Here is a 22,523-nt window from a genome sequence, read left to right as displayed (position 1 = left end):
CATTTCAGACCTTGAATAAATACCTGGGTTCCATAGAGAATTCTTGTAAGTACACCTTGTCCAATGGACACCTTGAAGGCATTAACAATAAAATTAAAACAATCAAACGAAGTGGTTATGGTTATCGTAATTTTAGTCATTTGAGGGCACGCATTCTAATTAGTTTTAAATTGAAAGAAAAGACCGAGAAAGAAATCAGACCCTTAACTTTTGAAGAAGAAAAAGTGATCAACAAACAATTAAATACTAAAGTCGCATAAAAAAAGGTAGAAAGCATTTAAGCTTTCTACCTCGGAAATCTCTGACCAACACGATTTGACAAAGAACCTAATCTTCTCGTAAAAGAAGATTAAAGGACGATTTCATATCGTGGTCCCACCTTTATTCGTAACAAAAAAATTGTTACCTCAACACGTTCAAAACTACTAAACGCCGGCACGATAACGGGTGCATCCGTTGAAGCCTACTTAAGTTCAGCTCTAAGCTTAGAGATGTGTTTTCAAAGGTCTCCTTTAGTTACTCTCACCAACCGTAACTTCTCTGAAAAGGAGTCGCTTTTACTTTTTCTCATCATAGCTAAATTTATTATTTTTCATAGCATAGCATACTTACTTTCCAAAACCAAATAATTTTTTCCAAAAACTGACTTTTTCTTCTTTCAACGTCATCAATGGGACTGTGTCGCCTAGAATACGTCTAGAAATATTACGGTAGCCTTGTGATGACGGATGATCTGGGTCTAATACCACTGGATTTCCTTTGTTGGATGCACGTACAACTTCATCATCTTCAAAGATAATTCCTAGTAATTTGATCGATAAATGACGCGTGATTTCTTCAACATCCATAACGTCTCCAGCTTCCATCATTCCTTTACGGATACGATTAATAACAAGCTGTGGAGATTTTATTGCTGTTTGTTCTATCAGTCCTATAATTCTATCTGCATCTCGTATAGCAGAAATTTCTGGCGTTGTAATTAATATGGCATCATCTGCAGCGGCAATTGAGTTTTTAAACCCTTGCTCGATTCCTGCGGGGCAGTCAATTAGGATATATTCAAAATCATTTTTCAATTCTTCGATCATATCCACCATTTGAATTTCATTTATTGCGTTTTTATCTGCGTGTTGTGCGGCTGGAAGAAGATATAATTGGTCATTGAATCTTTTGTCTTTTATTAAAGCTTGATGTAGCTTTACCTTACCTTCTACTACATCAATAATGTCGTATATTATTCTGTTTTCTAACCCTAAGATAACATCTAGATTTCTCAAGCCAATATCCATATCCACAAGACATACTTTTTTTCCTTGTAGTGCCAAAGCGGTACCGATATTTGCTGTTGACGTAGTTTTTCCTACCCCACCTTTACCTGATGTTATAACTATGGCTTCACCCATTATAAATACCTCCTACATAATTATCTAGTTCTGGTCGGATGTCTTTTAACTCTTCCAATTTAGAGACCTCAATGATATGTAAATCATTAACATAAACAAATTCTGTTGTATCAGCTTCCTCATCTTTTTGCTGATTTTTTTTCTCAATAATATGAACATTATCGCCTATTCTAACCTGTGCATTGTACCTAAAATTTGCTACAACCACAGCATTTTCTCTCCCATTAACACCTGCGTGCGCTGTCCCTTTAAGTTCACCAATAATATAAATATTACCCGTTGCTCGCACAACACCGCCAGGATGGACAACACCAATAAGCAGCATATCTCCTTCTGCTTCAACTAACTGTCCACTTCTAACTGTTCTAACTTCTAATTTGGGGCTTGCTGCTTTATGCCAATCAAGACATTTTTCCATTAGAATAACATCAGACTCAAATGAAGAAATTTCAAAAAGGTTATCCTCGACAATTTCTTTTATCTTTTCTTTTTCATCTTCAGTAAGCAATCTGAGTCCTGTTTTCACAGTAAAAGTAATTTTTTTTGAGCTATGCGCATCTTTTTTCATTTGTGAAGTTAATGATCTCAACTCTTCATAAGCATCCTCTAAAGAATCAGAAGACTTAATAATTAATTGGTAGCCTTCTTGTGTCCCTTTTAGTGATACTGTACTTTTCATTCTGATTCACCTCTAATTATCTAATTGAAATATTATATTTTAGTTGTTCCTGACTTACTTTCATCCACTGCAGCAAGCGTTTGTATCCATTCTTGAAGTGGATAACCAACGATTAAAAATATACATGCATTTAATATTAATGTGCCACTTAAACGGTTTACTAGAAACATTTGGAGTGTCATATCAGTTAAACCAATAACTCTATATCCTCCAAAGACAAATAATTCCATTAAAGTTAGACTAACAATATTAACCAATAAGATAAGAAAAAAATTAGGATTTATTATTTGTCGAATTTGTACAATCACGTATTGAATTACTATAAATGCTGCAATATAAATCCCTAAAACGCCACTATAATAACTATCATAAATAAAACCAAAAGAAAAGGCCAGTATAAAGAGTTGTTTAGGTTCCAAGTAAAAGGAAAGCATAATCAGAGTAATGACAACCAAGCGCGGAATGATAAAACCTTCAGACGTGATCAATTGCTCGCGAAATAAAAAACTAACTCCGCCATCTATAACCAATGTGAAAAACAACAGAAAAATAGGAAAGATTACTTTTTTCCAATTAGTCACTATTCTTCACCGCTTTCTGCCAGTCGGTGAATGATTGTTACAAATCTAATATTATTAAAATCAGCTGAAGGTTTCACGTAAACTTGTTGGCCGAGCCCATAGGAATCCATTGAAACTTTTTCAACTTCACCAATGACAAGGCCGCGTGGAATAGTGCCTCCTAATCCACTTGTAGTAACAAGTTCACCTACTTTTATTTCAGTTGTTGACGTAATTTGGGACATCAGCAACTGATCTGTTTCTTCATTATGATCACTGATTATTCCATTTACCGTTTCATCCTCCATGATTATCTCTGAAGAAATCTGGTTGGAAGTCTGCTCGATATTAGTTAAAAGGACAACCTTTGAACTTGTTGGGCTTGTTTCAGAAATACGTCCAATTAATCCATTACCTGACATAACAGGCATTCCTTTTGAAACACCATCCTGGCTACCTCGGTCAATTATTAATTGATCTACCCAATTATCTGGATTTCTTGAAATAACAACCCCTGAGATTGTTTTATAATCAGTTAAAGATTGTTTTAATTCCAATTCCTCTTCTAATCGATTATTCTCTTCAGCTAAAGTACTTAACTCAGCTTGACGCTCATATATACGATCAATTTCAATTTTTAATCTCTGGTTTTCTTCGTAAGTATCCTGTAGATTGTCTATGGAATCAAACGTATCGATAATAGCATTGGCAGGTTTTGAATAGATTCTTCCAATAATTGCAGTAATATCATTAGATGCTTGTTGTATAAACGGGATATTCCCTGAATTTCTTATCGAAAGTGAAATTAGCGATACAAACAAAATCACACTAACAAGCAGAACGATTAATTTTTTATTTGTGAAAAATTGCTTCAATTATTACACCTCATATAATTTAACTTTGCTTATTTTACCATAGATTATAGTGAGTTCGTAGAGGTAGTTAAATTTATTGTCTGTTAAGTACCTGTCTTAATTCGGTTAATGCAGATCTATTTATTAAACTAGCGGAAAGTTCCCTTCCCGCTAGTTTATCTGTTTATCTAGCTTGTTTTCTATATATATCCATGTGATTCAAAGCTTCACCAGTTCCAACTGCGACACAGTCTAAAGGATTACTTGCCACAAATACAGGGACATCTGTTTCTTCGGCAATAACATCGCTTAAGTGTTTTAGCATTGCACCGCCACCGGTCAAAACAATTCCTCGATCGATCACATCAGCTGAGATTTCTGGAGAGGTATCTTCTAAAGTCCCCTTAACAGCATGAAGAATACTTTCAATAACCTCTTTAATTGCTTCAGCTACATCGCTTGCAGGAATAGAAATCGTTTTAGGTAAGCCAGTTAAAAGGTCACGTCCACGAATATCCATGGACCCCATTTCGCTAGCAGATTCTATAGAGGCGCTTCCTAATTCCATCTTCACAGCTTCAGATGTTCTTTCACCAATTAAAAGATTATATTTGTTTCTAATGTACTGTATAATAGACTGATCCATTTGATCTCCGGCCATTTTTATTGTACGGCTACTTACGATGCCTCCCAAAGAGATTGTAGCAACGTCTGTCGTTCCACCACCAATATCTACAACCATACTGCCTGTCGGTTCATTTACGGGGAGTCCGGCTCCAATAGCAGCAGCAAATGGTTCTTCTATCAAATAAGCATCCTTCGCTCCAGCCATTTTAGCTGCATCAATAACAGCTCTTTTTTCGACCTCAGTTCCTCCCCCAGGTACACAAACAACGACTTCAGGTTTAGCTCCTCGTTTTCCTACAGCTTTAGTTATAAAATATTCAAGCATAGCAGCTGTTATATCAAAATCAGCTATGACGCCATCTTTCATTGGACGCAAGGCCACAATGCTTCCCGGTGTACGACCAATCATTTTTTGAGCATCTTCACCAACGGAAACAACCTCATCATTTGTTTTGTCTTTCGCTACAACTGATGGTTCACCTAGTACGATACCTTTTCCTTCTATATAAACATTTGTATTGGCGGTACCTAAATCAATACCGACCCCTTTTTTTCTGAACCCAAACACTAAAAAATCTCCTTTCAACACTTAACATACTAGCAATTTAAATAATAGACTTACATTATATAATTGTACCCTTTTCTTACTCAATATGCACTAACTAACTATTAGTTTATTTTAAATTTAATATTTGAAATATCACATTAATTTTTATGTAGAGTACAAATGAGACTTTTTGATTTAAAAGAATTGTTCGAACTTAGAAATCATTGATGTTTAAATCAATTTGCTGGTAACTGTTGCGTCTAATAGTCATACGTTTATGATGACGAAAAAACCGAGTAGGATAAATATCCTACTCGGTTAAAAATTATAATAGTTTAGTATTACGCTTTTTCTACGTTAGCTGCTTGAGGTCCCCGTGCGCCTTCTTCGATATCGAAAGTAACTGCTTGACCTTCTTCTAATGATTTGAATCCTTCTTCGTTGATAGCTGAGAAGTGTACGAATACATCGTCTGCACCTTCGCGCTCGATAAATCCAAATCCTTTTTCTGCGTTAAACCATTTTACTGTACCGTTTTCCATATTACTGTTTCCTCCTCGTGCCTTAGAGCACAACTTATTTCACATTATTGCTATAGGTACGAATCGGAATGTTGTTACACATTACTTTTTTCTTTCCCTAACAAAATGCTATATTTATACTACCATGCTATACTCACTTATGCAAGCCCTTAGTCTTTTTTATTGAAATTTACTTTAATGGATTTTATTTTATCAAAGTGTGTTACATTGCGCCATGTTCCTTTAAGCTTATGTACTTATCCTCACCAATAATAAAATGATCTAGAAGCTCAATTCCCACAATCTTTCCTACCTCAACCATTCGCTTTGTAAATTGTAAGTCTGCCTCTGATGGTTCGGGATTTCCAGATGGATGATTGTGAGCAATAATTATACGAGCAGAAGAGTATTTCATAGCCGCTTTAAAAATTTCTCTAGGATGTGCTACGCTGGTATTCAAACTTCCTTTAAATATTGTTTCTTTTTTTATGATTTCATTTTTTGTATTTAAAAATAAACCAACAACAAGTTCTTGTTGTAGCCCCTTTAGTTCCTCTAACAATAGTTTTCCAACGTACTGACTTGACGTAACGGCTCCCTCTTTTAAAAGTGTGGTCTTAGCAAGTCGTTTCCCTAACTCAATCGAGGCCAGCAATTCAAATGCCTTTGCCTTACCAATTCCAGGAATCACCAACAGTTCTTCCAGAGAAGCATTTTTAAACATGTATAAATCATCAAAGTGTGAAAATACCTGCATACTTAATTGTAATACATTATAATCTTTGGTGCCTGTCCGTAATAATATCGCTAAAAGTTCATGATTGGCTAGGGCTTCTGGTCCATATTCAGCCATTCTTTCCCGTGGTCTTGATTGTTGTGGAACATCAACAAATTTTTGATTTATCATTATTTTCCCTCCATAAAAAAAGAAGAGAAGATTTTATCTTCTCTTCAATATATATTGTCTTTTAAAAAAAGTTCTCACTTTTTATTTTAATAAGAATTTCTTCCAAATTCTCAACGATTTCTAATGTTTTGGTTCGTGCTTCTTCTGTAGGCTTTATTAGATCAGGAATCATAACCACTTTATAGCCAGCTGAATATGCCGCGCGAATCCCATTTAAAGAATCTTCCAAAACAAGGATATCCGATTCTTTATTCCCAACACGTTCAACTGCCTTCTGAAAAATTTCAGGGTGTGGTTTTGATTCAGCTACTTCGTCGCCTCCTATCAATCCATCGAAGTAACTTTCTAATCCAGATAAAGTTAATAGTTTCTCTACCAATTTCCGTTCAGAACTGGAAGCAACAACTGTTTTATAATTATTTTCTTTTAGATATTCAAGTAAATCCACTAACCCCTTCTTCATCTCAGGAGGTTCAGAAACTAAAAACTCTTCCACATCTTTTTTGCTATCTATAGTAAACTGCTTAACGTTATGATCAGGAAATTTACGGTACATAGCTGCAAAGAAATCGGTCTCGCTCGCACCGATATGTTTTTCATAGAAAGCATAGTCAAAAGGAATATTTAATCTTTCAGCCGTTTTTTTATTGGCCTTAAAGTAAATAGGTTCAGTATCAAACATCAAACCATCCATATCAAAAACAACTACTTTATTCATATCTACCCTTCTTTAACATTTTTTAATTTATCAATCTGTTTAGCTACAGCATCAAATTTTTCTTTATAGTCTCTGCCTTTTTCTTTCTCGGCTTCAACGATTTTATCTGGAGCATTTTCTACGAATTTTTTATTTGCTAACTTTTTATCTACTCGATTTATCTCTTCTTGCCATTTCTCTTTTTCTTGCTCTAAGCGTTCGATTTCTTGTTCAATATCAACCAAACCAGCTAGGGGAATATAAACTTCCGCCCCAGAGATAACTGCCGATTTTACTTCCTCAGGTATTTTCACCTCAGTATCTATAACAAGTTCATTCGGATTACAAAAACGCTCAATGAACGATCGGTTTTCTTGTAAGAATGCTTTTTCTTTTTCAGTTTTAGTCTTAATAAGAATATTAATTTCCTTAGAAAGAGGACGCTTAGCATCCAGACGAATAGACCGTACCGAACGAATCAGTTCAATTAACATTTCCATATTTAACATTGCTTCTTGATCTTTAAATTCATTTACTGGCTCAGGGTAATCAGCAACAACTAAAGAATCTCCACTATGCGGAATGTTCTCCCAAATTTCTTCAGTAACAAACGGCATAATAGGGTGTAGCAATCGTAACGTTTGATCAAGGACATATATCAAGACAGATTTAGTTGTGGTCTTTTGTTTCTCTGTTCCTTGAATCAAGAGCTCTTTACTCATTTCGATATACCAGTCACAATAGTCGTCCCAAATAAATGTATACAATTTTCTACCAGCTTCACCAAATTCAAATTTCTCAAAAAGTTCGGTCACTTCTTCAATTGTTTGGTTTAATCGTGCCAATATCCATTTGTCAGCAATAGTCTTTTCTCCACTAAGATCAATATCATTATATGAGAAATTATCTAAGTTCATAATCACATAACGACTGGCATTCCATATTTTATTAATAAAGTTCCAGGCAGCATCCATTTTTTCATAACTAAAGCGAACATCTTGACCGGGCGCTGAACCATTAGATAAGAACCATCTTAGTGCATCTGCTCCATATTGATCGATGACTTCCATTGGGTCGATACCATTTCCTAGTGACTTACTCATCTTTCTACCTTGTTCATCTCGAATTAGTCCATGGATCAAAACATTTTTGAATGGTGCTTTCCCAGTGAATTCCAAGCTCTGGAAAATCATTCGACTGATCCAGAAGAAAATAATATCGTATCCTGTCACCAATGTACTTGTCGGGAAATACTTCTTGAAGTCTTCTGCATCAGTATCGGGCCATCCCATAGTAGAAAAAGGCCATAAAGCAGAGCTAAACCAAGTATCTAACACATCGCTATCTTGTTCCCAATTTTCACTATCGGTTGGAGCTGATTCTCCAACATACAGCTCCCCCGTCTCTTTGTGATACCAAGCTGGTATACGATGGCCCCACCATAATTGTCTAGAAATTACCCAATCATGGACATTTTCCATCCAGTTGTTAAAAGTTTTCTCAAATCGTTCAGGTACAAAGTCAACCTTATCTTCCGTTTTTTGGTTAGAAAGTGCTTGCTCTGCTAATGGTTGCATTTTAACAAACCATTGCGTCGAAAGTCTAGGTTCAACAATCACACCAGTACGCTCTGAATGTCCTACGCTATGCGTCATCTCTTCTACTTTAATCAGGTATCCATCTTCTTTTAAATCTTTGACAAGCGCTTTTCTGGCTTCAAAACGGTCCATACCGTTGTATTTACCTGCGTGTTCATTCATTGAACCATTTTTATTCATAACATTCACTTGTTCAAGGTCATGTCTCTTTCCAATTTCAAAGTCATTTGGATCGTGAGCAGGCGTTATTTTAACAACACCCGTTCCAAACTCTCTATCAACATAATCGTCTGCAACGACAATCAGTTCTTTTTCAAGGATCGGTAATAAAACTTTTTTTCCAATAAGATGTTGGTATCTCTCATCTTCAGGATGAACAGCTACTGCAGTATCCCCAAGCATTGTTTCAGGTCGTGTTGTTGCAATCTCAACTTCGCCTTCTTCACCTACAATAGGGTATTTGACGTGGTAGAAAGCACCACTAACATCCTTATGGTCCACTTCGATATCTGATAAGGCTGTCTGTGCTTTTGGATCCCAGTTGATAATATATTCACCACGGTAAATAAGGTCTTTTTTATATAAATCAACAAATACTTTGTTTACAGCATTATTGAGTCCTTCATCTAAAGTAAATCTTTCTCTTGAATAATCGACTGAGATCCCTACTTTTGACCACTGGCTACGAATATTTTCAGCATATTCTTCCTTCCATTCCCATACTTTCTCTAAGAATTTCTCTCTGCCTAAATCATATTTAGAAATTGAATCCTGGGCAAGTTTTTCCTCAACTTTTGCTTGTGTCGCAATACCCGCATGATCCATCCCAGGAAGCCACAATGCATCGTATCCTTGCATTCTTTTCTGACGGATAATAATATCTTGAAGCGTTGTGTCCCATGCATGACCTAAGTGTAGCTTTCCAGTTACATTGGGAGGGGGAATAACGACAGAATAGGGTTCTGCACCTTTCCCATCTGGTCTAAATAAATCTTCTCTTAGCCATTTTTCATAGCGTCCTTCTTCGATTTTCGATGGTTCATATTTCTTTGACATATTTAATGGTTTTTCCAAAATTAATCGCCCCTTTTTCTCATAAAAAAAGCATTCATCCTAGTCTATAGGACGAATGCTCGCGGTACCACCTAAATTATTACTCTTATTTTAAAGTAATCTCTTTAAAACAGAGTTAATGGTCTGTTAGTCCAACAACAGCTACTTTATTGTTCGCTGTTTTAGCTCTCATGCTACTTCTTAATAAGTTAAATCAGGGATTCGCACCAAACACCCATTCTCTGTGACTATTATTATTAATACTACTCATGATCTTTGCTTTTATTATTTAATTATTTAGCTAAGTTCAGCTTCTTCTTTTTTTGCTGCCGACAATGCTTTTTCGTAATTTGGATCATCAGCCATTTCTTTAACAATTTCTTTGTATACAATTTGCCCATTTTTATTTAAAACAAATACCGAACGGGCAATCTTATCAATTCCTTCGATGTATAGGCCATACGCTTTGGCAAATGAACGTTCACTATCATGCAACAAAATTGTATCTACATCTTTAGTTTTAGCCCATTCTTCCTGTTCTTTTACAGTATTCGCTGAAATAGATAAGACGGTTGTATTACTTAATTCCTTACCTTTTTTATTGAAGGTGTCCGTTTGTCTAGCACAAGTACTTGTTTCGATATCCGGAAAAGTACTTAATATTACAACTTCTCCCTTATAGTCAGAAAGTTCCACGTTGCTATCATCCAAGTTTTTAAGAATAAAGGAAGGAGCAGTCTCTCCAACATTGGGAGTTGAGCCATTTGTCTGAAATTTTTCGCCTTTCAGTGTCACATGCATTATTATCCCTTCTTTCTTATAGTCTATCCTTAGTTTAACTTGTTTGTTAGGACTTTTGCAACTAAAACATTACAATAGATTAGCAAATTGTTTTTCTATTTCGTTTTGCTCATTTATTTCGGTACTAATTGTTTGTATCCTAATATTTTCAATCGCTTTTTGCATTAAACTTTCAACGTCTAGAGCTCTTTCTAAATCAGCTACTTTTTGCATCTTAGGCTTCGTTTTAGGTCTGTTTGATGCAAAAATCGTACAACAATCTTCAAAAGGCTGGATTGCCAGTTCATAGGTATCAATTTTTTTTGCAATATCTATGATATCAATTTTATCCATAGATATAAGCGGACGTAAAACCGGCGTATTCGTTACAGCATTTATTGCTGCCATGCTTTCAAGTGTCTGAGAGGCTACTTGACCTAATGACTCTCCATTTATAATAGCCAGTCCATTACGTTTTATCCTTATTTCATCAGTGAGTCTCATCATCATTCTTCTTGTGATTGTCATTGAATATTCTTCAGGGATTACTTTTTTTATCTGTTCTTGTATTTCAGTAAAGGGCACTTCAATAAAAGTTAATTCGCCTGCATAGCGAGATAATTTCACGGTTAAATCTTTTGCTTTTTTTAAAGCTTGTGGGCTTGTATAAGGGGGACTATGAAAGTGTATAGCTTCTATTCTCATCCCTCTTTTTAAAGAAAGATAGCCTGCTACCGGTGAGTCTATGCCACCTGATAACATAAGCATTCCTGTGCCTCCTGACCCAACAGGCAATCCTCCACGTCCTTTTATCGTGTCAACAGATATAAAAATCCCTCGTTTTCTAATTTCTACTCGTATAGTAGCTGTGGGGTTTTTCATTTTAACGTGAATATTCTTGAAATGCTCTTCAACCACCGAACCTAGCAAACGATTGACTTCATTCGTATCATACTCAAACGTATGATCTGATCGTCTCGTATTAATCTTAAAAGACATCCCAGGCACATAATTATTTTCAATTAATTGTATAACCGCTTCTTTGGCTGCATCTACCGAACGCTCTACTCTAATAACGGGTGAAAATGATTGAATGCCAAAGACCTCTTGTAATTCTTCGATAACAGATTCAGCATTTTCACCATTTAAATTTATATGCATTCGGTCTCGATTATAACTCACTTTTAAACCGTCAAATCTTTTTAGTTTATTTGTTATATTTTTGTATAATATTTTTATAAATTTCTTCTTATTTTTTCCTTTAGTTGATAGTTCGCCGTATCTTACCATTATCTCTGTGATTTCCAAATCAAAACCTCACTCTTCCATTGTCGTCAATCTCTCATACGCTCTACTAAATTGTTTTTTGAATGCCTCTATTTCTAAACTTGTATTCATATTGCTCAAACTTATTCGCACTGCAGACTCTGCTTGCTTAATGGTGTATCCCATTTCTTTTATAGAGTGTACATTCCCTTGTTCTCTACTTGAACATGCGCTTGTAGTAGAAATGTAAATCTCATCTTGTTCAAGAGCATGAACGAGCACTTCCCCTCTACTATTCTTAATCCCAAAACATATAATATGTGGAGCACTTTGTTCAGGAGAGAAAATAGTCACCTTTTGAAAGGTTTTTAAATAATCCAATAATGAGTTTTTCATACTCAAGAGGTTTTCTTTTTTTGCTTCTTGATTTTCCAATAACAATCGCACGGCTTTAGCTAAAGCTACATTCCCAGGAACATTTTCAGTTCCATTTCTAAGGCCATTCTCCTGTCCACCACCACTTAATACTGGCGCCAATTTTCTTCCTTTTCTGACGTACATAAATCCTGATCCTTTAGGTGCATGAAATTTGTGGCCAGAAAATACAGCGATATCTATTCTAGAGTTTGATAACTCTAAATCTATTTTGCCTAAAGCTTGTACAGCATCCACATGAAAATGTACAGAGGGATAATGTCTAAGCAGGGCTCCTACTTCTTTTATTGGTTGTAGGCTCCCTGTTTCATTGTTTACCGCCATTAAAGACACTAAAATAGTATCTTTCCTCAGCGCCTGTTTTAGTTCCTTTAAACTTATCATTCCTTTATCATCTACAGAAAGATAAGTAATATCCCAGCCTAGGTGTTCTAGCTGTTCCATACTCTTAATCACAGCTGGGTGTTCAGTTACCGATGTGATAATATGACGACCGTAGTTGATTTTCGCCATAGCTGTACCTTTTACAGCCACATTATCGCCTTCTGTTCCTCCACCGGTAAAATATATTTCTTCATTATCAACGTTTAGCAACACTGCTATTTGTTTTCTTGATAGATTAAGGAGTTGTCTCGATTTCTCTCCTAGTTGATGTAAGCTCGAGGGGTTTCCAAAAAATTGTTCACTTACCGTTTGATATGTCCGTAATACAGATGCTTCAGCTTTTGTTGTAGCTGAATTATCAAAATAAATCATTCCTGCACCTCTTTTATTTTCCATTCTTTCATAAACTCTTTTTAGTATAGCAAAATTTATAGTTCGTTCAAGTAGATAAAGTGATATCATTGTTTTCATGTAAAAGACTCTCAGACTTTATATTTTTAGTCTGAGAGTCTTTTTATTCTTCTCTTTTATTTGGATGTTTCTTTTTTATAAAGTGTTCTGACTGACTCAAAAGCACCCGGCTCTATAAATTCCAATTTTTCCCTAACCATTTTTAGAGAGGTCTCGTAGTCATAGTCATCAAGGAATAAACTTTCGCTATATTTAATTGTTTCAATAACTTCTGGATAGTCTTCCTTGTATCTATATAAACGCTGACTAGTTAATTCTGTAAGCAAGGCATTATCTACAATTTCTTCAGTTTTATCAGCTAAATGTTCTACATCTTCATCACATATAGCATAAAGCTTGATTACTTTTTCTAAATCAAGTTTATGCCTAGCTAATTCTGTAGATAAGTTTTCTAATTGATCCGTTGTATAGAAAAATAGATCTAAATAATCATCTGGAAGTCCAGGGAGATTTTTTGCTTGAATGTATCTTTTCATCTCACGTAAAGAAAGTTCCATATCTTCCAAGTCATTTTTTATTTCTTTTTCTTTATCCCGGTATGCATACAAAGTCTCTCTTAGCGATGTAAACGAATGGGATAGTTCTTCTAAGTTATCAAATGTCTCTTGTAGCGTTTCTAGAGCTACTGAGTAAGCTATCATGTTATTTTCAATTTTTTCAGAGAGACTAGCAACAAGCGCTTCTTGTTCTTCTACCTTACTTTTCATCTCTAAATATTTCTCGTTTTCTTGCTGGTAAAGTTGATAACTTTGCCCAATACGATCTAACTCTAATCCAAGCTCTTTACTTTCATTTAAAAGATAATAGATTACTTTTGGTATTTTTCTTGATAGTTTTTCTAATGCTTTTTTGGCATTGATTTCTTTCTCCATTGCTTCGTATAATTCATCAATATTATTTTCAACTTCTAATTGCTCTGTTTCAATTTTTTCTAGTTCAAGTTCTGCCAAAAGGTCTTTAAGATGCTTTATTTCATTGGTCAAGTTTGCAATTTTTTGTTTTATATCGATATTTTCTGGAAATTTATATTTTTTTTCAATAAGACTTTCATAAGCGTGTTCAATTTCTTTCAGCTGTTCTTCATAGTCATTTTCAATCTTGTTGTTTATTTCAGGTATAGATACCATTAGATCAGCCATTTGATTTAATTGGTTTTCTAACTGATTCACTATTTTTCTAGCTTCTTCATGGTCACCTGATGCTGTTAAATCTGAAAATGAGGTAAATAGTTTTTCCATCGTTCCTAGTTCATCTTCAAGTCTATTAATAGACTCCCCAAAGGTGAAACTCTTAGCCAATAACTCTTTCCTTACTTTATGATAACGTTTCTTTATTGAATCAATATTTCTTAGATTGGCTTGTTCTCTTTGAAGAAGCTCATCCATTTTTTGAGTCGCTTTCACTATACTCTGTTCTATTTCTTTTAAGAGCTGTTCAGCTTTGAGTTCACTTTGCGACGATTGATTAAACCGATAGCGATCGGTTGCTTGTTCAGCATCAAAAAGATGAGACTCAACTATTGGGAGTTTTTCTACTTCAATAACGTTTATATCTGTTATAACATTATCGGCCACTTCTTTGGATTGTCCAGTAATCATCATTTTGTCTAATGATAATAATTTTTCAGAAGGTATTTTCGTGTACTTTTCCTTTTTCGATTGATCGAGTTCATCGATTCTCTCATAGTGTTTCTTTCTTGTAAAATATGTAAAGGTATAAATTAATATAGCGAGTACAATAATACTTAAAATAATAATTAATTCAACTGACATGTTTTCGCCTCCAACACTTCATTGCCATTTATGGCTCACTTGTTCTTTAGTCTAGTATATCAAACTTAATTGAATTATGTTATACTAGCAAGCAAATTAAATAAATTTAATAGAGAAAGGATTAATATATGTTACACAAAGCCAAATATATGATAAATAAACAACTGGAAGCTATTATAAATCAAGAAACAAACATGATTGCAAACCTAAGTAATGCTTCTGCTTTAATATGGGAGCATTTCCCTGATATAAATTGGGCGGGTTTTTACCTTTGGGACCAAAAAGACAAAGAGTTAGTTCTAGGTCCATTTCAAGGTAAAGTCGCTTGTATAAGAATAGGGAATGGAGCAGGCGTTTGTGGAACTGCATTTAAAAATGAACGCTCTCTAATTGTAGATGATGTCAATCTGTTTTCAGGTCATATTGCCTGTGATGCAAATAGCCAATCAGAAATCGTTATTCCTTTAATAAAAGACGGAAAGAAGATAGGTGTTTTAGATATAGATGCACCTATTAAAAACCGTTTTACTAAGGAAGACCAGCTGATCTTGGAAGAATTTGTATCTGTACTATTAAGGCAGATACAGACTCCAGCATAAACATTCATTTAATATATATATAGAAAAAAGCTGAGATATTTAAATATCTCAGCTTTTTTTGATGATTATTATCTGTTGTAGTACTCAACGATAAATGCTTCTTCGATTTCAGCAGGCATTTCTTCACGTAATGGTAAACGTGTAAGTGTTCCTTCAAATTTTTCATCGTCGAATGAAACAAAATCAGGTCGTCCAAAGAGAGATTCCACTGATTCTTTGATTATTTTTAGATCTTTAGATTTTTCTCTTACGCCAACAACATCATTAACTGATACACGGAAAGATGGAATATCTACACGTTTACCGTTAACAGTGATGTGACCGTGGTTTACTAACTGACGCGCTTGACGTCGTGTAGTAGCTAGACCAAGTCTGTAAACAACATTGTCTAAACGTTGTTCAAGTAAGACCATGAAGTTAACACCGTGTTTACCTTCACGAATTTTTCCTGCTTCAATAAATAGATTAAAGAATTGACGTTCGTTTAATCCGTACATGTAACGTAATTTTTGTTTTTCTTTTAATTGAAGACCGTATTCTGATAATTTAACACGTGCAGTAGGTCCATGTTGACCTGGTGCATATGGGCGACGTGCGATTTCTTTACCAGTACCTGTTAAAGAAATACCTAAACGTCTTGATTTTTTCCATGATGGTCCTGTATATCTTGACATAATAAAATTCCTCCATTGTTATAATATATGGAGTAAAATAACGTGTGAAAGTTCAGCAATACGTGCAGTTTCTTTTCAATCTTCACCTTTGCAGCCGCTGGTTACACAATTGCGCTCATATTAAATGGCAAGGAACTGTTGACGCGGTTACCACTTCCTGCTGCGATATTTTACACAAAACATAGTATACTGGTATCTGTTCATTTAGTCAAGAAGAATCCATTTCTAATTAAAATAACCTCTTGAAACCCATAGGTGTTTCAGGTTTCAAGAGGTTATATTTATGTTTTAACTTAATTTAAATTATTTTAGAATCTAAGCGTCGCAGCTATTCCTGTATCTGAAGGCATGCTCGCTTTTTCAAGCACATACACTTTGCCATTCGTTTTTAAAACATTATGGACTAGCTGATTAACATAAATATTTGTTTCTGTCCCCTCATGGTATTGTCCGTTCTCATCGATACGTCCATGCACTTGATAGTGATTTTCAAGTAGTAATGTATCAATTTTCCCCTGAACACTTGCCATAGCTAAATCATTATACTGGGCACCCAATTTATATTCTGGCGTAGTCTCCTCATAACGTTCGACCAAACTTTTGTAACGTTTATTAACAATCTCATTTACAACTTTACTTGTCTTATCTTGTATATCATTATTTGAAAGTTGCGCGGGTGAAGCTTCAACTTTTGTCTCATCCAGAAATTCATTTTTGGATATTTTTTCAAAATCGGCGATGTTTTCCGGTAATGCAAAGAGAACAAGTGGTAACTCTGTCGGTTTAGAAAAATTCTCATGCACATACTTATCAACAATTCTAAAATAGTTCACTTGATCAATTTCGACCTCGTTACTTTTTTCGTTATGTCCATGGAACATACCTGTACCGGCTCCGCCTGCATAATCAGCAACGTTTAATTCTCCACCAGTTAACTCATCACCCAATGCATCAGTTAATGTTTTTGGTGCATCTTCTGGGAGGTCAATTTCTTGTGCTTTATCTCCACGACCATTAAATAATCTGAATTTATCATGATTCAAGCAAAGTAAGTGATAATAACTTACATATTGGAAATTAGATATTAGCGGTAAAATATAAGGTTGATCAGATACAACTGTGCCAGTGTTAATAGAAACACTCAATCTGTAGAAATATACATCCTGAGGAGTGATATATATAACAACACTCTCCGTTATTTTTCTCCAAAAGTCGGTGTTATTTCTTAACCCCTCAACTTTATCGAGCAATGTTTCGCAAAACTTCTCATCGTATTTCTCACAAAGTTTTTCTCTAGCCTCTTTTAATAAGTTCTGAAATTGAATCTGATTTGCTTCTGTATCAAAAGAATTTGATTCAGAATTTAGCGATATTGAAACAACAACCTCTTTTTCTTGCAGAAGTTCATCAGTTGGGAACGTAAACAGTTCTTTCATGTGCTTCACCTTCCATTCATTATTTCTTCTATCAAACTGATTCATTCATAACAGTTTTAGAAGAGTACTATACTTACATCATATCGAAATGAACAAAAATTGTCTAAGGATACGCTGATATACCTCTTTTTAGAGTTAAAAATAATGCTAAACTGTGTTCTTAATCAACCTCTATCGTTTTAATGATTTTGGCTGGTACGCCACCTACAACAACATTATCGGGAAATGATGATTTCACTACGGCTCCTGCTGCTACTACAACATTATCCCCTAAAGTTACCCCTCCAACGATTGTAGCCTGTGCACCTATCCAACAATTATCACCTATTGTTATTGGTCTCCCAAATTCATATCCCGAATTTCGTTCATTAGGTTTAATAGGGTGTTCTGCCGTAACTATATTTACACCAGGACCTAGCATTGCATTTCTTCCGATTGTTATTGAACAAACATCTAAGAAAACACAATTAAAATTAGCAAAAAAGTTATCTCCCACCTCGATATTGAAGCCATAATCAACCCTAAACGTTGGATTTATAGTAATATTTTCTCCGATTTTCCCAAGTAATTCATTGATGATTTTCTTTCTTTCTTTATCTGTTTCAGCCTGATTAAAACGATGTGCTAATAAGTGCGCTGACTTTCTTTTGTTAACCAAGACCTCATTATCGGCGTTGTATAATTCTCCAGCTATCATTTTTTCCATCTCAGTTTTCATTTTCTATCCATTATTTTACCTCCGTTACTTCTAAATCTTTAACTACGGCTACGTGCTTAGTCTCAACACCTGTGAAAGCTTTCCCTGCGTCAATACGTCTAATGTCTATAGTACCGATTAAGGAATTAGAAGCGAACGGGACAAACAAGTTATTCCTATAGAGTACCACGTCTGTAATATCTGGGGTAGCCTCTTCATCCACATAAAATTCATAGACTTTGTTATCTTCCCCGTACCACTTCCACTTAAGTGTTTCCTCACAGTCCTTTTCCCTCGTAACCCCGTCTATTTCAATAATACGTAGCTGCTCTTCTACAGACACGTCTTTCAATGCTACGTCCCCTACTAGTGCCATTGCCTTTTTACCCTTGCTTGTCGTAAGAAGTACTCGATCTTCAGATATATGGTATACAATGTATAGTGTCATGTTATTTTCCTCCTATCTGTTTTTCCTATGTTATATCTAGGGCGTAACGTATAAATTAAATAACTTTCATAAATGTCACGGTAGGTTATGTTATCTTCCCTGAAGAAAGCCACAGTAAGATCATCCTTAAGGTAATTAAAAATATCCTGACTGCCGTACCCTTTCTTATGAGAAGTTACCCTACGTGAGATATTATCCGTTATCCCTACATAGAGAACCTTATTATCACTGTCCTTAAATAGGTAGACACCCCCGTATTTATGTTCCTTTATACGAGGGCTTTCTACCGGTAGTTCAATAAAGTCTTTATGTAAATCTAATCGTTGTTGTTCTAATATGGCTTCTAGAGTAATCTTATCTGTACTCATACGTCATCCCTATTCTTATGGGACACCTTGCTAAGGTTATCTAACTGCTTAGTGTATTTTGAATGTAAGTAGTCAAGTATTTCTGCTGATACAGATAATTCTCTTTTAGGTGTGTTTCGTCTACTATGTGTACTTTGTATAGGGTATTCTGTTTGTGTAGTTTTATGAGGGTTACTGTCCTTTAGATCGTCTGCTAATACATAATCAGCTAACAGGGTAATTACATTATGATCGGGGATCTCACCTGTAACGTCTAAGTGCATATCTAGTAAATCATCTACCTCACTGTTTCTCGTATCAATATCAGGAAGGTCCGCACGTCCGATCTGGTTTAACTCCCGTACCTTATCCTCAAACTCTTCTTTGAATGTAATGATCTCTTCCGGACTATACTCTGTCTCGTTCATTTTTAACCTCCTTATCTTTCCACTTTGTTACTACTTCACTTAATTTAATGGAAAGTAGCTGAAGGTTAAATCGAACGGCTTGACGTGATACCCCTGGAATGTCAACACATTATTGAACAAAAATTATAAAGTGTAAATGATAATTAAGTTCACGTTCCTTTTGCCTCTCTCAACCGAATGGCGGAAGCTTTTCGTTCAATCGATCGGCTAATTAATGTAACAGTCTGTGTCCACGACTACAAGGGCAAGACCACCCTTTCCGTCCTGGTCCCATACTGTTTTGACTCAGTGGCCGACCGATAGACGAATGACTTAGATTTTCCATTTTCAGACTGTTCTTCTTCCCAAGTTTTACGATAGTCTATGGGAGATTCGTAGTTTAGTGCGCCATGCGGACGAAAATTATTCCACCAATGGACGTAGTCCATAAGTTGGACCTGCAGTTCATAGAGTGTATCGAATCGGTTGTCGTAGACAAATTCAAACTTAAACGATTTATATGTCGATTCCGCTACGGCATTATCATACGGGTTTCCTTTCCTACTTAACGAGCGTTCAATATCAAAGGTATCCAATAATTCATCAATCGTATGGTTATCAAATTCTTTTCCTCGATCGGTATGAAAAGTGTTCACCATATGTAGATCGCCCTTAACTGTCGCCATGGCCTGCATGACTAATTCAGCGGTCTTATGCGGTCCAGCGGAATAACCAATGATTTCACGATTAAATAAATCCAGGATGAAACACACATAAAACCAGCTGGTTGCGACTTTGACGTAGGTCAAATCTGTGACGATTACTTTCATCGGTTCTTCTTGAGAGAACTCACGGTTCAGGATGTTTTCTATTCTAGCTTGATTAACACCGGTTCTCTGGGGTTTGTACGAGGGGTGATTATATTTTGAGACGAGATGAAATTTTCTCATTATACGACCGATACGACGGCGAGAGACAGTAAATCCTCTCTTTTCAAGTACAGGCTTCAATTTTCGCGTGCCGAAGGCATTATTACTTCTTGCGAATTCTTCAATGATTGCTTGTTCGAGTTCTGACTCACTTTCTTTCTTTTTGGCTTCATAATAATAAGATCCTCTGTTGATTTTAAGGGCACGGCACATCGCTGATATAGAATACTTATGTTTATTTGCTTTAATTACTTCGACCTTCGCCCGAATATCAGCGCCGCTTGCTTTAAAATATCATTTTCCATTTCTAGTTGAGCATTTCGCTTCTTTAACTCTCTCAGTTCCTTTTGTTCAGGGGTCAAATTATCCTGTGCTTTGAAAGAACCAGAGTTAGTATTTTCGCGGACCCAGCGGTCAAAAGTGGAAGGAGTGAGTTCGTATTCTGAAATGATTTCATTTCTAGGTTTTCCTGCTTTGTGCAGGTCTACGATTTGATGTTTAAATTCATCTGAGTAATTGCGTCTCTTTCTACGCGTTGACATAATAGATTCCTCCAGTGTGTTTCTTTTAGTATACACACCTTATCTTTTCTGTCCAACTCAGTGTAACCTATCCACCCCTAAAATCTCACCGGCTTCAGTAAGCGTATACCCACGTCTCCAAACTAACTCAACGGCTTGTAATTGTGCTTCAGTAGGATCAGCTTTCTCTAAGGCTAGTTTACTGTCAGCTAACCTGATGATAGCGTTATAGTCCCCTTCTTCCCCTCTAGCGTAAAACTGTCCTTCATTACGTAAAACTGTCCTTCATTACGTAAACCTACTTCAATTTCTTTTAATGTGTACGGTTTATCTTTCACGGCTCAATTCTCCTTTTCCTAAAGTTTTCCACTTTGATAGGAAAGAAGTACGTCCTCTACAGTGTCATATAACTCTTCTAAGGTACTGTCATTGTTTATTACTATATCAGGCACTATCTGATCTATAGAAAGCTCAGTTCCATGGTTGAAGTCTTCCAGTGTGTAGTTATCATGGCTATCTGTTGCCCGTTGTATTCTTACGTCTTTATCGGCCACCACCTTTACAATAGTAAAGCCTAGGGATCTTAACGCCTCTGCTTCATTCGGCTGCCTTACGTCCCTCATAATGTAATGTGAGTTAGGGTAGAGCATTTCATTAACTTCGATTGTCTCTAACGCCTGTTCTATCCACACATCAGGGTTAAACCGTCTGAATGTCTGCCCTATAGCTTGATAGACTTCTCTAGGCTTACCGTCATTAAATACGCCAGGTAAATAATCTTCTAGTATTTGTGTAATACCGTCAGAAAAACCTAAAGTAAGGGTGCTATCGTTAGTGTAGTGTGTTGCTATTAGTTCCTGTAAATAGTTTGCTACAGTATCTTTACCGGATCTAATGCCTCCTACTAAACCAATTTTAACAAGGGGCCTTGCTTCACCTTCATCCATAACTTAAGTGCCTCCTTTTAAACTTCTTCCCAGACCAACTTAGTGTCCTCAGTACACGGGACGTTGGCTTTACCAATTTTAATACCTAGTTTCTTAGCAATGTCTTCAGCTTCTTCCCATGTAAACCTGGTTTTATAATGGGCAGTTTCCCGTTCAGAAGCAAACAGTATACTACCCGTGTCATTCCCATAATTCACATGATTGCTATTACTCATTAATTCTATATGTCGGATAGTTCCTTTAGGCTTTTCAACGTAGTTAAGTTTAATAACTTCAATAAGCTGCTCATATATCTCACGGTGCCTATCACCAAAGGGCTTACGCTTAACACGCTCTTCAAACTCTTCCAAAGACCCACTGAAACACCCTCGGATAATACGAAGGTCATTAGTGCCTATGTTACGTTGTACGTGTAACGTACCTCCTTCCGATCCTACTTTATCCACTTGCATTAATGTTTTATACCTAACGTTACTTTCATCCTTTGCTTTCTTTGGCACACTAAAGTGATGTTCAATCTCTGACCTACTCCAAATACCTGGGTACATAATAATTTCCTCCTATTATTTTTTAATTTAAAATATGTGGATCGTTTCCTCATACTTTTAACATTACTTCCCCTCCTAAAAATTCCTTACACTATATAGTTAGCTATGTGTAAAATTAATGTCGGAACAGAAAAATATCGGTCTGGACAAAAAGAAAGAAGACCCTTAATCTAGAGATAACGACAACGCTAGAGAAAGAGGTCTTCTTATGAATAAAATTATATCAAAAATCATCAAAATATTAAAGGAACAAGACACATTACTCGAAGCTGAATTAGCTTTAGAAATACTTTTCCAACAGATTGTCCAAGAACTACTCTGTGCAGCTTTTAAACAAATTGATTTAGAATTGATCCAAGAGTATAAAGATCAAGGCTACGAAATAGATAGTATCCAAAAACGTACCATTCAATGGA

26 protein-coding genes and 2 other annotated features are annotated in these 22,523 nt (G+C 35.7%); of the genes, 3 read left to right on the top strand and 23 right to left on the bottom strand.

The window, feature by feature from the left end; genetic code table 11:
* Nucleotides 1-260, top strand: a 260-nt coding sequence (locus tag BMX83_RS08350; RefSeq protein ID WP_143059511.1) for a transposase, incomplete at its 5' end; no start/stop codon positions are given.
* Between the two features lie 89 nt (nucleotides 261-349).
* Nucleotides 350-583: a binding site (T-box leader), on the bottom strand.
* A 25-nt stretch (nucleotides 584-608) separates the two neighbouring features.
* Here BMX83_RS08350 and minD read toward each other — a convergent pair.
* The 13 genes from minD to BMX83_RS08285 all read right to left on the bottom strand — a co-directional run bounded on the left by minD (nucleotide 609) and on the right by BMX83_RS08285 (nucleotide 14,554).
* Nucleotides 609-1,403 (bottom strand): septum site-determining protein MinD, encoded by a 795-nt coding sequence (minD, locus tag BMX83_RS08345; protein ID WP_091635889.1) that lies wholly within the window; start codon nucleotides 1,401-1,403, stop codon nucleotides 609-611.
* Nucleotides 1,396-2,082: a septum site-determining protein MinC gene (locus BMX83_RS08340; protein WP_091635887.1), complete on the bottom strand. Its 687-nt coding sequence runs from the start codon at nucleotides 2,080-2,082 to the stop codon at nucleotides 1,396-1,398. The genes minD and BMX83_RS08340 overlap by 8 nt, the downstream gene beginning before the upstream one ends.
* A gap of 32 nt (nucleotides 2,083-2,114) precedes the next feature.
* On the bottom strand, nucleotides 2,115-2,663 hold the full coding sequence (gene mreD, locus BMX83_RS08335) for a rod shape-determining protein MreD (protein WP_177170551.1): 549 nt from the start codon (nucleotides 2,661-2,663) through the stop codon (nucleotides 2,115-2,117).
* Complete coding sequence (mreC, locus tag BMX83_RS08330; protein ID WP_091635882.1) at nucleotides 2,663-3,517, bottom strand: rod shape-determining protein MreC; 855 nt, start codon at nucleotides 3,515-3,517, stop codon at nucleotides 2,663-2,665. The genes mreD and mreC overlap by 1 nt, the downstream gene beginning before the upstream one ends.
* Nucleotides 3,518-3,680: 163 nt before the next feature.
* Nucleotides 3,681-4,691 (bottom strand): rod shape-determining protein, encoded by a 1,011-nt coding sequence (locus tag BMX83_RS08325; RefSeq protein WP_091635880.1) that lies wholly within the window; start codon nucleotides 4,689-4,691, stop codon nucleotides 3,681-3,683.
* A gap of 320 nt (nucleotides 4,692-5,011) precedes the next feature.
* Nucleotides 5,012-5,212 carry a cold-shock protein gene (locus tag BMX83_RS08320; protein ID WP_034302391.1) on the bottom strand — a complete coding sequence of 67 codons (201 nt, stop codon included), beginning with the start codon at nucleotides 5,210-5,212 and terminating at the stop codon, nucleotides 5,012-5,014.
* A 202-nt stretch (nucleotides 5,213-5,414) separates the two neighbouring features.
* Nucleotides 5,415-6,098, bottom strand: a complete 684-nt coding sequence (gene radC / locus BMX83_RS08315) for a RadC family protein (RefSeq protein WP_091635877.1) — start codon at nucleotides 6,096-6,098, stop codon at nucleotides 5,415-5,417.
* A 61-nt stretch (nucleotides 6,099-6,159) separates the two neighbouring features.
* Nucleotides 6,160-6,816, bottom strand: a complete 657-nt coding sequence (locus BMX83_RS08310) for an HAD family hydrolase (RefSeq protein WP_091635874.1) — start codon at nucleotides 6,814-6,816, stop codon at nucleotides 6,160-6,162.
* Nucleotides 6,817-6,818: 2 nt separating this feature from the next.
* Nucleotides 6,819-9,467, bottom strand: a complete 2,649-nt coding sequence (locus BMX83_RS08305) for a valine--tRNA ligase (protein WP_177170550.1) — start codon at nucleotides 9,465-9,467, stop codon at nucleotides 6,819-6,821.
* Nucleotides 9,468-9,511: 44 nt separating this feature from the next.
* Nucleotides 9,512-9,732, bottom strand: a binding site (T-box leader).
* An 11-nt stretch (nucleotides 9,733-9,743) separates the two neighbouring features.
* Nucleotides 9,744-10,247, bottom strand: a complete 504-nt coding sequence (gene tpx, locus BMX83_RS08300; protein ID WP_091635872.1) for a thiol peroxidase — start codon at nucleotides 10,245-10,247, stop codon at nucleotides 9,744-9,746.
* Between the two features lie 69 nt (nucleotides 10,248-10,316).
* A complete protein-coding gene (gene thiI, locus BMX83_RS08295) occupies nucleotides 10,317-11,534 on the bottom strand; it encodes a tRNA uracil 4-sulfurtransferase ThiI (RefSeq protein WP_091635869.1) in 1,218 nt (405 codons plus the stop codon).
* A 9-nt stretch (nucleotides 11,535-11,543) separates the two neighbouring features.
* Entirely contained in the window at nucleotides 11,544-12,683 is a 1,140-nt protein-coding gene (locus BMX83_RS08290; RefSeq protein ID WP_091635895.1) for a cysteine desulfurase family protein, read from the bottom strand.
* Between the two features lie 155 nt (nucleotides 12,684-12,838).
* Nucleotides 12,839-14,554: a septation ring formation regulator EzrA gene (locus BMX83_RS08285; protein WP_091635866.1), complete on the bottom strand. Its 1,716-nt coding sequence runs from the start codon at nucleotides 14,552-14,554 to the stop codon at nucleotides 12,839-12,841.
* Nucleotides 14,555-14,682: 128 nt separating this feature from the next.
* On the opposite strand from BMX83_RS08285, the gene BMX83_RS08280 reads away from it, so the two are divergent.
* On the top strand, nucleotides 14,683-15,153 hold the full coding sequence (locus BMX83_RS08280) for a GAF domain-containing protein (protein WP_091635863.1): 471 nt from the start codon (nucleotides 14,683-14,685) through the stop codon (nucleotides 15,151-15,153).
* 68 nt (nucleotides 15,154-15,221) lie between these two features.
* Here BMX83_RS08280 and rpsD read toward each other — a convergent pair whose 3' ends face one another.
* From rpsD to BMX83_RS08235, 10 genes are all read right to left on the bottom strand, one after another.
* Complete coding sequence (gene rpsD / locus BMX83_RS08275; RefSeq protein ID WP_091635860.1) at nucleotides 15,222-15,827, bottom strand: 30S ribosomal protein S4; 606 nt, start codon at nucleotides 15,825-15,827, stop codon at nucleotides 15,222-15,224.
* A 308-nt stretch (nucleotides 15,828-16,135) separates the two neighbouring features.
* On the bottom strand, nucleotides 16,136-17,263 hold the full coding sequence (locus BMX83_RS08270; RefSeq protein ID WP_091635857.1) for a baeRF6 domain-containing protein: 1,128 nt from the start codon (nucleotides 17,261-17,263) through the stop codon (nucleotides 16,136-16,138).
* A gap of 160 nt (nucleotides 17,264-17,423) precedes the next feature.
* Nucleotides 17,424-17,981, bottom strand: coding sequence for a sugar O-acetyltransferase (locus BMX83_RS08265; protein WP_091635854.1), 558 nt, complete (start codon nucleotides 17,979-17,981; stop codon nucleotides 17,424-17,426).
* Between the two features lie 10 nt (nucleotides 17,982-17,991).
* Nucleotides 17,992-18,408 carry a hypothetical protein gene (locus BMX83_RS08260; RefSeq protein ID WP_091635851.1) on the bottom strand — a complete coding sequence of 139 codons (417 nt, stop codon included), beginning with the start codon at nucleotides 18,406-18,408 and terminating at the stop codon, nucleotides 17,992-17,994.
* Nucleotides 18,405-18,776, bottom strand: a complete 372-nt coding sequence (locus BMX83_RS08255; protein WP_091635848.1) for a GIY-YIG nuclease family protein — start codon at nucleotides 18,774-18,776, stop codon at nucleotides 18,405-18,407. The genes BMX83_RS08260 and BMX83_RS08255 overlap by 4 nt, the downstream gene beginning before the upstream one ends.
* Nucleotides 18,773-19,183 carry a hypothetical protein gene (locus BMX83_RS08250; RefSeq protein WP_091635846.1) on the bottom strand — a complete coding sequence of 137 codons (411 nt, stop codon included), beginning with the start codon at nucleotides 19,181-19,183 and terminating at the stop codon, nucleotides 18,773-18,775. The genes BMX83_RS08255 and BMX83_RS08250 overlap by 4 nt, the downstream gene beginning before the upstream one ends.
* Nucleotides 19,184-19,419: 236 nt before the next feature.
* A protein-coding gene (locus BMX83_RS08245; RefSeq protein WP_245746652.1) for an IS3 family transposase occupies nucleotides 19,420-20,633 on the bottom strand; the annotation gives its coding sequence in 2 pieces (ribosomal slippage) (nucleotides 19,420-20,348 and nucleotides 20,348-20,633; 1,215 coding nt in all).
* Between the two features lie 188 nt (nucleotides 20,634-20,821).
* Entirely contained in the window at nucleotides 20,822-20,950 is a 129-nt protein-coding gene (locus BMX83_RS11140; protein ID WP_281242092.1) for a hypothetical protein, read from the bottom strand.
* An 18-nt stretch (nucleotides 20,951-20,968) separates the two neighbouring features.
* Entirely contained in the window at nucleotides 20,969-21,559 is a 591-nt protein-coding gene (locus tag BMX83_RS08240) for a deoxynucleotide monophosphate kinase family protein (RefSeq protein WP_091635843.1), read from the bottom strand.
* 17 nt (nucleotides 21,560-21,576) lie between these two features.
* Nucleotides 21,577-22,107 carry a hypothetical protein gene (locus BMX83_RS08235; RefSeq protein ID WP_091635840.1) on the bottom strand — a complete coding sequence of 177 codons (531 nt, stop codon included), beginning with the start codon at nucleotides 22,105-22,107 and terminating at the stop codon, nucleotides 21,577-21,579.
* 208 nt (nucleotides 22,108-22,315) lie between these two features.
* Here BMX83_RS08235 and BMX83_RS08230 point away from each other — a divergent pair.
* Nucleotides 22,316-22,523: hypothetical protein (locus BMX83_RS08230; RefSeq protein WP_143059510.1), on the top strand; the 208-nt coding region annotated here is incomplete at its 3' end.

Source organism: Alkalibacterium gilvum, from assembly GCF_900109085.1.
GTDB classification, from domain to species: domain Bacteria; phylum Bacillota; class Bacilli; order Lactobacillales; family Carnobacteriaceae_A; genus Alkalibacterium; species Alkalibacterium gilvum.
This window is presented reverse-complemented; position numbering and strand designations above follow the sequence as displayed.